Below are 15,603 nucleotides of genomic sequence, written 5' to 3'. Positions count from 1 at the left end.
GTCGGCGACCAGCCACAGCGCGCCGCGCAAGCCAAGCGCGGTCAGCCGGTCGGCGAGGGTCGCCAACACGCCTGCGCCGGTGACGACCGGGTATTGGGTGGTGCTGGTGGTGACGGTGAGGGTGGTTGTCATAGCGATAGCCTTACCCGTATCTGCATCTTGTCGCTCGTTGCGCTCATACGGTTAGGTGAGCGTGAGCAAGGCTCAATCATACCATTACTTGGCGAGCATGAGCACCGGGGAGGTGAAGCGGCAGTGAAACTGCCGCATACCATACTAGCAATCGTTACTTCCGCCGCCGGTTATAGATGGTCATAATCACCGCGACCAGCAACAAGGCCAACCCCAGATAGGTCAATGGGCCGGGCCACGGTTCCGGCTCTTGCTGCAAGACCCTGAGTAACACAACATAATGTTCCACGGATTATCCTTCGCTCAGGAGCGGGCCGGTGAGTAGCGCCGGCAGGACGCTGCCAACTGGATAGACTGTTTCGCCGGCGGGCACGAGTAGCAGACCATTAGCCCCGCGCAGCGAGAGGATGCGCGAGCTGCCTTGGCCCCCAGTGCTGGTGGCGAAGAGCCGGCCTGCCCGGTAGGTGACAATAATGCGCTGGTATTCGGGCCGGTCAGGGGCCGGGGTGATTGGGCTATCTAGCGTTACCTCAACGTGCGGGCGGAACGGTCTGGCGTCGCCTTGTAGTGCGCGCAGCGCCGGACGGACGAACACTTCAAACGAGACCAGTGACGAGACGGGGAATCCCGGCAGGCCAAAGACGAGCTTGCCGTTCACGGTGGCGAAGGTGGTGGGTTTGCCCGGCTTGAAGGCGATGCGGCCAAAGTGAACTGTGCCGAGTTCGGCGAGCAGGGGTTTGATCAGATCGCGGGTACCCATACTGACGCCGCCGCTGGTGATCAAGACATCAGCCTGTTCAAGGCCGCGCAAGATGGCTTGGCGCTGCACGGCAATGTCATCACGGGCAATGCCGAGCGAGATCGGCTCGCCACCGGCCTCGCGCACAGCCGCCATCAGCGCGTAGCGATTGCTATCGCGCACCGCGCCGCCGGGCCGCGTTTCACCCGGCTCGACCACCTCGTCGCCGGTGGCGAGCACCGCCACTCGTGGCCGGCGATACACGCTGATGCGGGTAATGCCAAAGGTGGCGAGGATGCCGATGTCGGCTGCGCTGAGGGTTGTGCCGGCGGTGAGTGCGATCTGGCCGCGCGAGACATCTTGCCCAACGACATGCACATAGTCGCCGGGCTTCAGCTCGCGTTTGATAGAGAGCATCCCATCACGCTCTTCGGTCAGCTCAACCGGGATCGTCGCGTCAGCGCCGGGCGGTATCGGCGCGCCGGTCATGATCCGGGTCGCTTCGCCGGGGCCGAGCGCCACCATCGTGTCGCTGCCGGCGGTCAATTCACCGACCACGCGCCGCGGGACAAGACCGTCGCCAGCGCGGAGAGCATAGCCGTCCATGGCCGCTTTGGGCACGTCGGGAATATCTTCCGGCGCGGCAATATCGGTGGCCAGCACCCGTCCCAGCGCGGTGAGCGAGTCGATCTCTTCGCACCCCAGCGGTTGGGCATGCGCCATGATCATCGCCGTAGCGCCGGCGATGCTGACCATCGGGTATGGTGATTCACGGAGCATATTCGACACGGTTGATCTCCTCGTTAGGGGTTTACCGCAGAGGGTGCAAGGGACGCGGAGGGGACGGAAGAAAGGGGCAGGACACGCTTTTTCCGTATTTTCTCAATCCTCTGCGCCCTTTGCGTGCTTTGCGCCTTTGCGTGTGAAACCTCTGCGCCTTTGCCCCCTCTGCGCCTTACACATGATTTATCGCCCGCCACACCTTTTCTGAGCGCAGCGGGATGTCGAGGTGGCGCACGCCGAACGGCGCTAGCGCGTCGATCACCGCATTGGCGATGGCTGGCGTTGAGCCGATCGTCGCTGCTTCGCCGATACCCTTGACGCCGAGCGGGTTGAGCGGGGTCGGCGTTTCGGTCTTGTCAACCGTAAAGGGCGGGAAGAGATCGGCCCGCGGCAGAGCGTAATCCATCAGCGTACCGCTGAGCAACTGGCCGTTAGCGTCGTAGACCACCTCTTCGAGCAGGGCTTGGGCGATGCCTTGGGCCAACCCGCCATGCACCTGCCCGGTAACGATTAGCGGGCTAATGCGCGGCCCGCAATCATCAACCGAGTAATACTCGCGGATGCGGACGTGGCCGGTTTCGCGATCGACTTCGACCACGGCGACGTGCGCGCCAAAGGGATAGATCAGGTCGGGCGGGCGGAAGTAGTCCACCGCTTCGAGACCGGGATCGAGTTCGGGCGGCAGTTTGTTGCTGTAAGCGCGGCGGGCAATCTCGGCGAGGGTAAGGGCGCGATCAGGCACGCCGCGCACGCGGTAGCAGCCCTCGCTCAGCTCGATATCGGCCACACTGGCTTCGAGCATCGCTGCCGCAATCTGGCGCGCCTTCTCGCGCACTTTGGCAGCAGCTCGCACCAGCGCCGCACCGCCGACGGCCAGCGAACGCGATCCCATTGTGCCGACCCCCATCGGCGTGATCGCGGTATCGCTGTGCTTAACCACGATCCGCTCGAAGTCAGCCCCGATCTGGTCGGCGACGATCTGGGCGAAGGTGGTGGCAGTGCCTTGCCCATGCGGCGAGATGCCAGTCGTCACCGTGACTGTGCCGCTCGGTTCGACCTTGATCTGGGCGCTTTCGTAGGGGCCGAAGCCGCACATTTCGACATAACAAGCAATGCCGATGCCGAGCAACATCCGGTCGCCGGCGACGCGGCGGGCGGCTTGCTCGGCGCGCAATTCCTCGTACTTCGCCAGCGTTAGGGCTTTGGTGAGGACGCGGTCATACTCGCCGCTATCATACGTCAGGCCGGTCGGTGTCTTATAAGGGAAGGCGTCGGGCGGAATAAAATTGCGCCGGCGCACTTCTGCTGGGTCTAACCCAAGTTCGGCGGCGATCAGATCCATGAGCCGTTCGATGTAGTAAGCGGCTTCAGGCCGGCCCGCGCCGCGGTAGGCAGCCACCGGCGTGGTGTTGGTGTAGACGCAGATCGCTTCGAGATCGACGGCGGGGATTTTGTAGACGCCGATGGCCATCGCAGTGGTCAGATCGGGCAAGCCGGGGGCGAGCGGATACGCGCCGAGATCGGCCACGATCTGCATGCGCAACGCGGTCACTTCACCCTCCGCTGTAACCGCCGCCTCGATGTCGCACACCTGCCCGCGTCCGTGGGTCGTGGCCTGCACATGTTCGAGCCGGCCTTCGACCCAGCGCAACGGCGCATTGAGCTGGCGGGCTAGCGCCGCCAGCAGCGCCTCTTCGGGGTAAATGCCGATCTTGACCCCGAAGCCGCCGCCGACATCGGGCGCAATCACCCGTACCCGGTTCTCATCGAGACTAATCACCTTGGCGATCTCGCCGCGCACCTGATGCGGTGTTTGCGTGCTCGTCCATACGGTCACGCCATCGTTGGCGGGGTCGGGAGCGGCCACCACCGCGCGCCCTTCCATCGGGAAGCCGAGCAGGCGCTGGTTGACCATGCGCTGGCGCACGATGCGATGGGCAGCGGCGAAAGCGGTCTCAACATCACCTTGCTGGCGGCGGCGGCGATGGTCGATATTGTCGGGCAAGCCATCGAAGATAACTGGCGCGCCGGGGGCAATGGCGGCGAGCGGGTCAACTACTGCTGGCAGCGGTTCCCACTCGATCGGCAAGGCGAGAGCAGCATCGAGCGCCGCTTCCGGTGTGCGCGCAATCACGGCGGCGACCGCCTCACCGGCGTGGCGCACCCGTTCGACTGCCAGCACATAGCGGGTGCGCCCCGTGTAGCGCTGCGGCCCGCCGCCGCCTTCGCCTGAGCTGGCCAGCGGCAACGGCTGGCAACAATCGAGCAGGTCGGCGCCAGTGTAGACAGCGACGACATCGGGCATTGCCAGTGCGGCTGCCTTATCAATTGCAACAATCCGAGCATGGGCGTATGGACTGCGGGCGATGGCAACGTACAGCATGCCCGGCAAGCGCAGATCGCTCACATACGCACCCTGTCCCTGAATAAAACGCGGGTCTTCACGGCGCTTGACTTCAGCGCCAATCAGGGCTGCATAGGCCATAGGATGCACTACCTTTCATTTTTGTTAGTAGCGGTGCGATGAAGGTGCTATGGGCATGATACCAGATTTACAGCGCACCTTGTTGAGCATGATTGAACCTTGCTTTCCGATTGACTGTACTGGTATGGTTGACGAAATTGTAATTGCATAATCGTCCAGAACCGGCTATGCTAGGCAAAGAAGAAAGATACAACGTCTATATTAGATCGTTTGGCCGATGTGACATGCCCTGCCAACATACGACCTCTGCTCACATCGCGATTGGTTTCGGCTCGAATGCACGTGTAGCAAGGACATGAGCATCGTATGGCAACACTGGAACCGCCGACCACATCGATCACTGGGGGAGCAAACTCTGCTCTGCCATTGGATCGTTCACATACCCCCACGATTATCGAACCAAAGCGGCGTTGGTGGCAGTTTACCTGGCGGGAACTATGGTTCTACCGCGAACTGCTCTTTTTCCTTGTTTGGCGCGATGTGAAGGTGCGTTACAAGCAAACGCTGCTGGGGGCAAGCTGGGCGATTATTCAGCCGGTCTTGCAACTAGTCGTGTTTACAGTAATCTTTGGCCGGTTGGCCGGGATCAGTACCAACGGCATTCCCTACCCGCTCTTTAATCTGGCCGGCTTGTTGCCATGGCACTTCTTTGCGAATACCGTCACGCAGGCGGCGAACAGTCTGGTTATCAATGCCGGGATTGTGCGAAAAGTGTACTTTCCGCGCATCCTTATTCCCACTGCGACCATCGGTTCGGGCTTAGTAGACTTTGGGTTAGCCTTCGTCGTTCTGCTGGCGCTAATGCTCTGGTTTCAATGGCCGCCAACACCGGTCATGTTCCTCTTGCCGGTGTTTGTGGCGTTGGCGATGCTGACGGCGCTCGGCGTGGGTTACTGGCTATCAGCCATTCACGTCAAATACCGTGACGTGCGCCACGCGACGCCGTTTATGATCCAGCTTTGGCTTTTTGCCACGCCGGTCGTCTATCCGACCAGCTTGATCCAAGGCCCATGGCAGTTGGTGTATGCCCTGAACCCGATGGTTGGCGTGGTGGAAGGGTTCCGCTGGGCGTTGCTCGGGACGCAAGCGCCGAGTTTGGCGATGCTGATCTCGGTGACGGTTGCTCTGACCATCTTTATGACCGGATGGTTGTATTTTCAAGCGGCAGAACGCACATTCGCAGACCTGATCTAACGATATGAGTTACGCAATTCGCGCTCGGCATCTAGCGAAGCAATACCGGATCGGCGCTGTCAAGCATCGGATTACCGGCTACACCACGCTGCGCGATACCCTCACGGATTGGTTTCGCAAAGGCCCCGCTAGCGCATATAAGGAACTGTGGGCGCTGGATGATGTTTCGTTTGAGATCAAGCAGGGTGAGTTGGTCGGGATCATTGGGCGTAACGGCGCCGGCAAGAGTACCCTGCTTAAGGTGCTCTCGCGCATCACCGAGCCGACGCGCGGGCGAGCCGAACTGTACGGGCGGGTGGCTTCGCTGCTCGAAGTGGGTACTGGCTTTCACCCCGAATTGACCGGACGCGAGAATATCTATCTGAATGGCGCGATTCTCGGTATGCGCAAGCGCGAGATCGAACGCAATTTTGATGCCATCGTTGATTTTGCCGAGGTTGAGCAATTTATCGACACGCCGGTCAAGTTCTACTCATCGGGGATGTACGTGCGCTTGGCGTTTGCGGTTGCTGCGCATCTCGAACCGGAAATTCTGATCGTTGACGAGGTGCTGGCGGTTGGCGATGCCCGCTTTCAAAAGAAGTGCCTCAATAAGATGCAAGATGTCGGCCAGCAGGGGCGGACGGTATTGTTTGTCTCGCACAGCATGCAGTCGATCTTGCGTATGTGCCAGCGCGTGATCTTGCTCAATCAGGGGAAGGTAGCGGCTGATGGGCCGGCGCAGCAGGTCGTGGGCGTGTATCTCGGCAAAGGCGAGCATTCGATTGCCGAGCGGGTCTGGCCGCACCGCGCCAAAGCGCCGGGTCACGATATCGCCCATTTACGGGCCGTGCGAGTGCGCGACGTTGATGGCGACATCAGCGATACGATTGACATTCGCGCGCCGGTGACGCTTGAGATGGAGTTTGTCGTCACGATCGGCGGGTACGTGTTGCAGCCCTATTTTCGCCTGTATAACGAAGATAGCGTGGCAGTCTTAACCACGTTTGATCTTGATCCGGCGTGGCGTCGCCGGCCCCGCCCTCCCGGCCATTATTGGGCGCGGGTGACGATCCCCGGCAATTTTTTGGCCGAGGGGTTGTTGTACGTCGAAGCCGCCTTGACGACGCTCGACCCGCCGATGGGGCAATTTGCTGAACGCGACGCGGTTGCGTTCCAAGTGATTGACAGTCTCGAAGGTGATTCGGCGCGTGGTGATTGGGGCGGCAATATTGCCGGAGTGGTGCGCCCGCTCTTGCCGTGGCAGACGACCTACACGCCGCTTGGTTGATGCGCAGCGCTAGGCTTGCGTGCAGATTGGCCATCTCGTCTATAATGAGCGGCTGTGGAATGAGGCCACCGTCAAATGGAGATTGTCGCTCATGTTTCACGAAGTAATGAATCGTATCCATGGTCGCAGCGCAAAAGTTGGCGTGATTGGCCTTGGATACGTCGGTTTGCCGCTGGCTGAACGGGCTGGCCGGGCCGGCTTTGTGGTCTTGGGTTTTGATGTCAGCGCCGAGCGAGTGGCGCAGATTAATCGCGGTGAGAGTTATATCGGCGATGTCGCTAGTGATGCATTGGCCGCGCTGCGCGAACGAAACCTGATCGAGGCAACGACTGATGCGCGCCGGATGCGTGAATGTGACGTTCTTGTCATCTGTGTGCCAACGCCGCTTAATCCAACCCGCGAGCCTGATATGCGCTATGTCGAAGCGGCGAGCGAGGATGTGGCGGCCAGTATTCGGCCCGGCCAATTGGTTATCCTTGAGAGCACTACCTACCCCGGTACAACCCGCGAGTTAATTTTGCCGCGGATTGAACGCAACGGGTTGCGGGTCGGCGAACAGATTTTTCTCGCGTTTTCGCCTGAACGGATCGACCCCGGCCAGACCAGCAGCCAAGGCTTCAGCGTGGAAAATACGCCGAAAGTGGTCGGCGGGGTGACGGCGCATTGCACCGAGCTGGCCGGCGCCTTTTACGGCTACATTACCAACCGGGTGGTGCCGGTCAGTTCGCCTGATGTAGCCGAACTCACCAAGTTGTTTGAGAATGTCTTTCGCGCAGTCAATATTGCGCTGGTCAACGAGCTGGCGCTGCTGTGCGATCGCATGGGTCTCAATGTCTGGGAGGTGATCGAGGCGGCGGCAACTAAGCCATACGGCTTTATGAAGTTCACTCCCGGCCCGGGCCTTGGCGGCCATTGCATTCCGATCGATCCCTTCTATCTGACGTGGAAGGCGCGCGCGTATGATCTCACCACGCGCTTTATTGAGCTCGCCGGTGAGATTAATACGCAGATGCCGCGCCACGTGCGTGATCTGGTGGTGCGCGCGCTCAATCGCGCGCGTAAGCCGCTCAATGGCAGCACGATTGTGTTGCTTGGCGTGGCCTATAAGCCCGATGTGGATGATTACCGTGAGTCGCCGGCATTCAAAGTCTACGATCTCTTGGCGGCTGATGGGGCGACGGTGATTCCGTGCGATCCGCATATTGATGAATTTGAGCTGCACGATGGCCGCCGGATGCGCACGGCGCTGTTAACCGATGACCTCTTGCGCCAATGTGATTGCGCCGTGATTATCACGAATCATCGCGCATTTGATTACGAGCGGATCGTGACGCTGGCGCCGGTGGTGGTGGATACGCGCAATGCGACTCGCTCAATCCAAGGCCCCTTGCGGGAAAAGATAGTTGTGTTGTAGTGCTGGCGAATGCTGACAATGCGACGGTGGCGTTGCATAACCGGCGGTGAAGGGGTGGTTGAGTGGGCCAAAAGGTTGGGTAGTCACCTTGCGGGCGCACTTCTTGCTAGCGCCGTTGGCGCAGCGCCTCTTTAGCACGCTGGCGCGGGTCGAGATTACTACACCGGTGATAGCGTTCACGTTTGATGATGGGCCATATCCGAAATCTATACGCCGCTTATTCTCGATCTGCCGGGTACGCCCGAGGTTTCCCGTGCCCAACGTTGGCGTGAGCTGCGCTTAACCCAGCAAGCGGTGGCGTCATACGGCGTGCCACTCTTTTGCCCGCCTTACGGCGGCCAATCGTACTGCTCGTGGCTTAATGCGCGGTTGGCTGGCTATGATGTCGTCGGTTGGACAGCGCATAGCGAAGATTGGCTGGCGCAACCAGCCAAGTCTGAATTGATCGGTGCCGGCAAGCTGGTGCGTGCGTTGTGGTTGCGGTTAGGCGAAACGTTATCATACTTATGTGTCGAAATGTTGTGCCTTTGGCTCAGCGTTAATCAGGATAGACTTACATGATGAACCACGATCCAGTCCTCATCCCACCTTATGGCGGGCGCTTGATTGATCTGGTCGTCCCAGACGAGGAGCGCCCGGCATTGATGGAAGAAGCGTCACGCTTGCCCTCCATCCAAATATCGATGCGCAGTCTTTGCGATCTCGAATTGCTCGCGACGGGCGGGTTTTCGCCGCTGACCGGCTTTATGGGCCAAGCCGACTACGAGCGGGTGCTTGAAGAGATGCGCTTAGCTGACGGCACGCTCTGGCCGATCCCGGTGACGTTGCCGGTCGAGCAGAGCCATTTTGGCAGCGATCGGATCTTGCTGCGCGATGTGCATAACAATCCACTCGCAATTATGGAGCTGAGCGAGATTTACCGCTGGGATGCCGAGCGAGAAGCGTTGGCCGTTTTGGGAACGACCGACCCGTGCCACCCGTTGGTGGCCGAGATGGTGCGGTGGGGTAAGTTTTACGCTGCCGGACGGTTGCGCGTGTTGAGTTTGCCGCGCTATTATGACTTTACCGATCTGCGCCGCACTCCAGCCGAAGTGCGCCGGTTGTTGAGTGCGATGGGGCGGGCGAATGTGGTGGCCTTTCAGACCCGCAACCCAATGCACCGGATCCACGAAGAACTGACCAAACGGGCAGCCGCGCAGGTTGATGGCAGCCTGCTCATCCATCCGGTGGTCGGGATGACCAAGCCCGGCGATATCGATCACTTCACCCGCGTGCGCAGCTACCGGCTGCTGGTTGACAAATACTACGACCCGTCGCGCACGCTGCTAAGCCTCTTGCCGTTAGCGATGCGCATGGCCGGCCCGCGCGAAGCGGTCTGGCATGCGATCATTCGCCGGAACTATGGCGCTAACCATTTTATTGTTGGCCGCGACCATGCCGGGCCGGGCAACGATAGTTACGGCAAGCCATTCTATGGCCCCTACGACGCGCAAGAGCTGTTGGCGCGGTATGCCGCTGAAGTAGGGGTGACGATGATCCCGTTCACCGAGCTGGTCTATCTCAAGCGCGAAGGCCGCTACGTCACGCGTGATGAAGCGCCGCCGGGAGCCGAGATTGCCAGCATTTCAGGCACGCAAGTGCGCGATGAATATTTAGCCAAAGGGCGCTTGCTGCCTGAGTGGTTCACCCGCCCTGAGACCGCCGAAATCTTGCGCCAAATGTGCCCGCCGCGCCACCGGCAGGGCTTCTGTGTCTGGTTTACTGGTCTAAGCGGGGCCGGCAAGTCAACGATCGCCGCGATCCTCAACATTCTGCTGCTCGAGCGGGGACGGACGCCGACAGTACTTGACGGCGATGTGGTGCGTACCCATCTGTCAAAGGGATTAGGCTTTTCGCGCGAGGATCGCGATACCAATATCTTGCGGATCGGCTTTGTCGCCAGTGCCGTGGTCAAGGCTGGCGGCGCAGTGATTTGCGCTGCGGTCAGCCCTTATCGGGCGGCGCGGAATGAGTGCCGGGCTATGATCGGCAGCGACCAATTTATCGAAGTGTTTGTTGATACGCCGATCGAAGTCTGCGAACAGCGTGATGTCAAGGGGTTATATGCCAAGGCGCGCCGCGGTGAATTGCGCGGGTTTACCGGCATTGATGATCCGTATGAGCCGCCGCTCAATCCTGAGCTCGTGTTGACGACTACGGATGTGATGCCGGAAGAGAATGCGCGCAAGATCATTCGCTATCTCGAAGAGAAGGGCTTCCTCGATGCATAAGCGCGCTTGCCATCATCGCGCCGGCGCTGCGCGTGAGGCGTTAGTTCATTCGCTAGCAAGGCGGTAGGAGCATGCGGGTTGTTCACCTCAGCACGAACGACATCAGTGGCGGCGCGGCGCGGGCAGCATACCGGCTCCATCGGGCGTTGCTGGCCAGTGGTTGCCAATCAACCATGGTGGTCGTCAACCGGCGCAGTGACGATCCGACGGTGCAGGCCATCCCGCCGGCGGCGCATTGGTTCAGCCATTGGCTGCGGCGCTGGCGGGGTTGGCAGATCCGGCGCGCGTTGCAACCGTATCGCCGAACCCGTCCTGATGGTTTTGAGCAGTTCAGCGATGATCGCAGCCGGTACGGCGGTGAGGTGGTGCGCGCGCTGCCGCCTTGCGACGTGATCAACCTGCATTGGGTGGCTGGATTTATTGACTACACCTCGTTCTTCCGGTTGGTGCCGCGGCGCGCGCCGGTGGTGTGGCGGCTTTCGGATCAGCAGCCATTTAGCGGAGGGTGCCATTACGATGACGGTTGTGGTCGCTATGCGGACGCATGTGGCGCCTGCCCGCAACTCGGTTCGCGTGATGAACACGATCTCTCGCGCCAGATCTGGCAGCGGAAGCAGGCGGCGCTGGCGGCAGTGCCTGCCGGACGGCTGCACATTGTGGCGCTCAACCGCTGGATGGCTGCTGAAGTGCAGCGTAGCTCGCTCTTCAGCCGGTTTCCGGTGCATATCATTCCCAACGGGCTTGATACCACCGTGTTTGCGCCTATCGACCGGGCCAGCGCGCGCGCGGCGTTGGGTTTGCCGCCACAGGCGCGAATTGTGCTGTTTGTCGCGGTTTCGGTCAATAATCGCCGGAAAGGGTTTGCCGAACTCGCCGCTGCCCTTGCCGGTCTTGCTGATGAACCCGATCTGCTGCTGGTCTCGATTGGGCGAAACCCGCCGCCGATTGCGGCGCCGATCAAGCACCACGCGCTGGGTGTGATCACCGATGATGCTCGGTTAGCGTTAGCGTATAGCGCCGCTGATCTATTCGTCATCCCTTCCCTGCAAGATAACATGCCTAGCACCGTACTGGAGGCGTTGGCCTGCGCGACCCCAGTCGTCGGATTTGATGCCGGCGGGATCGGCGAATTGGTGCGTCCCGGCCAGACGGGTTGGTTGGCGCCGGTTGGTGACGTCACCGCGTTGCGCGAAGCGATCTGCCGGCTGTTGCGTAACGATGATGAGCGTTTGCTGATGAGCCGCGCCGGTCGTGACCTTGCGCTCGCCGAATACCGGCAAGAGGTGCAGGCCCAGCGCTATCTTGAGCTGTACCGCCAGATTATGGCAGCGGCGAACGAAAGCGCAGCAAGCGTGAACAATCGCTATAATCAGCGGCTCAACTAAACAAGACAAAGTTTGATGAGGTTTTTGAGAATTTTTAATTGAGATACCCTCTCAAGGATGTGAAGGTTTTGTCATAATCGTCTCTGGGTGATGACATCTTCCTGTCACGTGAGATCGTTACAACTAGAGTGCGGAAAACAAGTATCATAAACATGCGAGCCTGAGCGGTCTGTCCCCCTTGCTGCCAGCAATTTCCCACGCCTACAGACCGGAGCTTACCGTATGTTATTGCGCCTCACGGTGCAAATAGCAATGCCCGCATTGCGTGGAGGGTCGCTTGGAACTCAAACAGTATCTCCTTTTTGTTTGGCGCTGGGCGTGGCTCATCATCCTGTTCGCCGTGATTGGCGCCGGTGCGGGCTTTGTCTTTTCCCAACGACAATCCCCTCAATACGTTGCCTCAACGATGCTGATGGTCAATCAGAATCAGGGCAATACCCGTCCGCCCACGTTTGATGAGCTACGAGGGCGCGAACGCTATTCGCTCACGGTGCGCCAGCTTTTGTTGGTGCGACCAGTGCTCGAACGCGCGGCGGCAACGGTCGGAAATATCACCGCCTCGCAATTGTTGGCGCGGGCCAGCATCGTTGACGTGGGCAAGACGGAGTTGTTTCTCCTGACCATTCAAGATACTGATCGGCAGCGAGCGATTGCGCTGGCAGACGCCATTGTCACCTCGTTTCAAGCCCTCGAGCGCGAGCTGCTTGATGCTGAGTTTGCCGAGCATTCGATCCTCATCGTGGTTGATCCGGCGTATGCCGAACCGCAGCCGGTTGGCCCCAACTATACCCGCAATATCATCCTAAGTATGGTCATTGGGATCTTGATCGCGATCGCGATCGGGTTTCTGTATGACTATTTCAATACTCGCATCAACGATGAAGACGATCTCGATCGGCGGGGCGGCGGGCGGCCACTCTTGACGATCGGCACGATCAAAGGCGATACACCAGCGGCTCAGTTGATTACCTTAAGCAATCCGGCTGCGCTCGCAGCCGAAAGCTACCGGACGTTTCGCCTCTATCTTGATACGCTGGATGCTGCCAAACGCCCGCAGGTGATGGCCGTGATTAGCGCAGCGCCGGGTGAAGGCCGGAGTCTGACGGCGGCCAATCTGGCGGTGGCTTTGGCGCAGACGGGACGCCGGGTGGTATTGGTTGATGCGGATCTCCGCCAATCTACCTTGCATACCTTCTTTAACCTCCCTCATCAGAGCGGCTTGACCAATCTACTGCGGATGACCGCACGGCCTTTGGAGTCATTCTTACAGGTGACGCCGCAACCAAACCTGCATGTGCTGACGGCAGGGATTGTGAATAGGTTGCCGGCCCAACTGTTGGGCAGCCCGCAATTGGAAAAGGTGCTAGCGACGTTGCGCCAATCTGCTGACGTGGTCATTATTGACACAGCGCCGCTGTTCCCCTTCGCCGATACCACGCTTTTGCTGCGCGCTGTTGATACGACATTGCTCGTTGTGCGGGCGAATCGCACCAATGAGGAGGCGTTGCGCCGGACATTCGATCTGCTCCACCAGACCAAGGTGTCATGTTTGGGGGTTGTGCTCAATGGGGTGAAGCGACGCTGGCGCTGGCCGGCGATGAAGGTTCGTTCTGCCCAGCCGGCGGCGCCGATCACTCCGGCGCAGCCGGGCCAGATTGCCGGTGAAGCTGGCGATTGAACGGTTGTTTTCGACAGGGAAGGTGAACCATGGCAACTGAAACAACGCCGCATGTGCTGATTACTGGCGGGGCCGGGTATATTGGTTCCCTGTTGACCGGCGTATGTTTGCAGCAGGGTTGGTCGGTAACGGTGGTTGACGATCTGCTTTTCGGCGGCGCGTCTCTGCTTGGGTACTGGCATCATCCGCGGTTCCGCTTTGTTAAAGGTGATGTTTGCGATCCGGCTGTTTTGCGAGCGAGTGCTGCGGGTATCGCTGTAGGTGATTTGCCGCCAGCCCACTTTGATGCAGTCGTCCATCTTGCCGCGATTGTCGGGTTTCCGGCCTGCCAGATGGTGGGGCCGCAGGTGGCATGGCGCTACAACTTCGAGGGTACGAAACGGGTCTTTGCCGCGGCTGACGCTGCGCGGGTCGAGCGGTTGATCTTTGCGTCAACTTACAGCAACTACGGTTTATCGCCGGATGGCGCGCCGGTGACGGAAGAGTCGCCGCTCAATCCGCAATCGCTTTATGCCGAAACCAAGGTCGCCGCCGAGCAGTTTCTGCGCGACCAGACTGCTGGCGCGACAACGATCCCGGTTCTCTTCCGGTTTGCGACCCTCTTTGGAATCTCGCCGCGCACCCGGTTTGATCTGATCGTCAACCAGTTTGTGCTCGAAGCCATCACGCGCCGGAAGCTGATCATCTACCAGCGCGGCTATGCCCGCTCGTTTGTGCATGTGCGCGATGCCTGCGATGCGATCTTGCTCGGTTTGACGGCGCCACCGGCGACGGTCGATCGCCAGATTTTTAACGTCGGCAGTGACGAGGGGAATTACACCAAAGATGAGATCGTGGCCCTCGTGCAACGCTATGTGGCGGGGACGGTCGTAGAGTATAAAGACCTCACGTTCGGTGGTGATATGCGAGATATTCGCGTTTCATTCGCTAAGATCCGCGCACAGATCGGGTTTCGGCCCCGCATCAGCGTCGAGGAGGGGATCCGCGAAGTGGCAGAGGTGTTGTTGAACGGCGTGATCAAAGACGCGCTCGATAGCCAATACCGCAACGCGCAGTTTATCGTCCAGTAGCGGCGCAGTGTGCTGCACCCGGTCACGGCGCAGCGTGCTGCGCCCATCCCGGCAAGCAATGATCCATCTAACAGAGGTGCCTATGCAGCTCGATACACAACGCTGGCCCGATAGCCGTCAGTTTTGGCAAGACAAGCGCGTAGTCGTGACCGGCGGCGCCGGTTTTCTTGGGTCGTATGTGGTCGAGAAGTTGCACGAGCGCGGCGCCAATCGCGTGTTCGTGCCGCGTTCCCACGAGTATGATCTGCGGCAGGTGGAGGCGATCCGGCAGTTGTTGCACGATGCGCGTCCCGATATTGTGATTCACATGGCGGCGCGGGTCGGCGGCATTGGCGCTAATCGCGACCATCCCGCCGAGTTTTTCTACGATAACCTGATGATGGGCGTGCAGTTGTTCCACGAGAGCTGGCGCTTTGGTGTGGGTAAGTTTGTCACAATTGGCACCGTCTGCGCGTACCCGAAGTATACGCCGGTGCCGTTCCGCGAGGACGATCTCTGGAATGGGTATCCAGAAGAGACGAACGCGCCGTATGGGTTGGCCAAGAAGATGCTGTTGGTACAGGGCGAAGCCTATCGCCAGCAGTATGGCTTTAACTCGATCTTCCTCTTGCCGGTTAATCTGTACGGGCCGCGCGATAACTTCGACCTTGCCACCTCACACGTCATTCCGGCCCTCATCCGCAAATGTATTGAGGCTGATGAACAGGGCGCGAATGAGATTGTGGTTTGGGGCGATGGCTCGCCGACGCGCGAGTTTGTCTATGCGGCTGACGCTGCCGAAGGCATTCTGTTAGCCGCTGAACGGTACAACGACCCCGATCCGGTCAATATCGGCAGCAGTTATGAAATCAGCATCCGCGATCTCGTCATGCTGATCGCGGAATTGACCGGGTTTCGCGGCAACATCGTCTGGGATACGACCAAGCCGAACGGCCAGCCGCGGCGCAAGCTTGACGTGTCGCGGGCATGGGAACGGTTTGGGTTCCGGGCGGAAACGACCTTCACCGATGGCTTGCGAGCGACGATCGAGTGGTATCGCACCAATCGCGAACCGGCGGCAGCAATGCGCGTGGTAGGTGAAACGAGGTGATATGGTTGTCACGCCGTATGCCCCGCCAGTCGTGATCGAGCTGCCGCCCCCAACGCGGCAGGGCTGGCCGTGGACGGTGGCGACGCCGCCGGC

General features: G+C 60.0%; 11 protein-coding genes. 8 read left to right on the top strand and 3 right to left on the bottom strand.

Annotated elements, in window-relative coordinates; all coding sequences use genetic code 11:
* Positions 1-286 precede the first annotated feature (286 nt).
* The 3 genes from U9R81_RS14595 to U9R81_RS14585 form a co-directional block, all read right to left on the bottom strand.
* On the bottom strand, positions 287-421 hold the full coding sequence (locus U9R81_RS14595) for a hypothetical protein (RefSeq protein ID WP_322496160.1): 135 nt from the start codon (positions 419-421) through the stop codon (positions 287-289).
* A gap of 3 nt (positions 422-424) precedes the next feature.
* Entirely contained in the window at positions 425-1,651 is a 1,227-nt protein-coding gene (glp, locus tag U9R81_RS14590) for a gephyrin-like molybdotransferase Glp (RefSeq protein ID WP_322496161.1), read from the bottom strand.
* Between the two features lie 175 nt (positions 1,652-1,826).
* Positions 1,827-4,139 (bottom strand): xanthine dehydrogenase family protein molybdopterin-binding subunit, encoded by a 2,313-nt coding sequence (locus U9R81_RS14585; RefSeq protein WP_322496159.1) that lies wholly within the window; start codon positions 4,137-4,139, stop codon positions 1,827-1,829.
* A 306-nt stretch (positions 4,140-4,445) separates the two neighbouring features.
* Between U9R81_RS14585 and U9R81_RS14580 the strand changes: the two genes are divergently transcribed.
* From U9R81_RS14580 to U9R81_RS14545, 8 genes are all read left to right on the top strand, one after another.
* Positions 4,446-5,333 carry an ABC transporter permease gene (locus U9R81_RS14580; RefSeq protein ID WP_322496158.1) on the top strand — a complete coding sequence of 296 codons (888 nt, stop codon included), beginning with the start codon at positions 4,446-4,448 and terminating at the stop codon, positions 5,331-5,333.
* 4 nt (positions 5,334-5,337) lie between these two features.
* Positions 5,338-6,603, top strand: a complete 1,266-nt coding sequence (locus U9R81_RS14575) for an ABC transporter ATP-binding protein (protein WP_322496157.1) — start codon at positions 5,338-5,340, stop codon at positions 6,601-6,603.
* 91 nt (positions 6,604-6,694) lie between these two features.
* A complete protein-coding gene (locus U9R81_RS14570; RefSeq protein WP_322496156.1) occupies positions 6,695-8,017 on the top strand; it encodes a nucleotide sugar dehydrogenase in 1,323 nt (440 codons plus the stop codon).
* Between the two features lie 560 nt (positions 8,018-8,577).
* Positions 8,578-10,287 carry a bifunctional sulfate adenylyltransferase/adenylylsulfate kinase gene (locus tag U9R81_RS14565; protein WP_416180973.1) on the top strand — a complete coding sequence of 570 codons (1,710 nt, stop codon included), beginning with the start codon at positions 8,578-8,580 and terminating at the stop codon, positions 10,285-10,287.
* Positions 10,288-10,358: 71 nt separating this feature from the next.
* Positions 10,359-11,672, top strand: coding sequence for a glycosyltransferase family 4 protein (locus tag U9R81_RS14560; RefSeq protein WP_322496154.1), 1,314 nt, complete (start codon positions 10,359-10,361; stop codon positions 11,670-11,672).
* A 277-nt stretch (positions 11,673-11,949) separates the two neighbouring features.
* Complete coding sequence (locus U9R81_RS14555) at positions 11,950-13,350, top strand: polysaccharide biosynthesis tyrosine autokinase (protein ID WP_322496153.1); 1,401 nt, start codon at positions 11,950-11,952, stop codon at positions 13,348-13,350.
* A gap of 29 nt (positions 13,351-13,379) precedes the next feature.
* Entirely contained in the window at positions 13,380-14,420 is a 1,041-nt protein-coding gene (locus U9R81_RS14550) for an NAD(P)-dependent oxidoreductase (RefSeq protein ID WP_322496152.1), read from the top strand.
* 82 nt (positions 14,421-14,502) lie between these two features.
* Positions 14,503-15,510, top strand: coding sequence for a GDP-L-fucose synthase (locus U9R81_RS14545; protein WP_322496151.1), 1,008 nt, complete (start codon positions 14,503-14,505; stop codon positions 15,508-15,510).
* Positions 15,511-15,603 lie beyond the last annotated feature (93 nt).

This window comes from Chloroflexus sp. (assembly GCF_034435895.1).
In the GTDB taxonomy this organism is placed as follows: domain Bacteria; phylum Chloroflexota; class Chloroflexia; order Chloroflexales; family Chloroflexaceae; genus Chloroflexus.
This window is presented reverse-complemented; position numbering and strand designations above follow the sequence as displayed.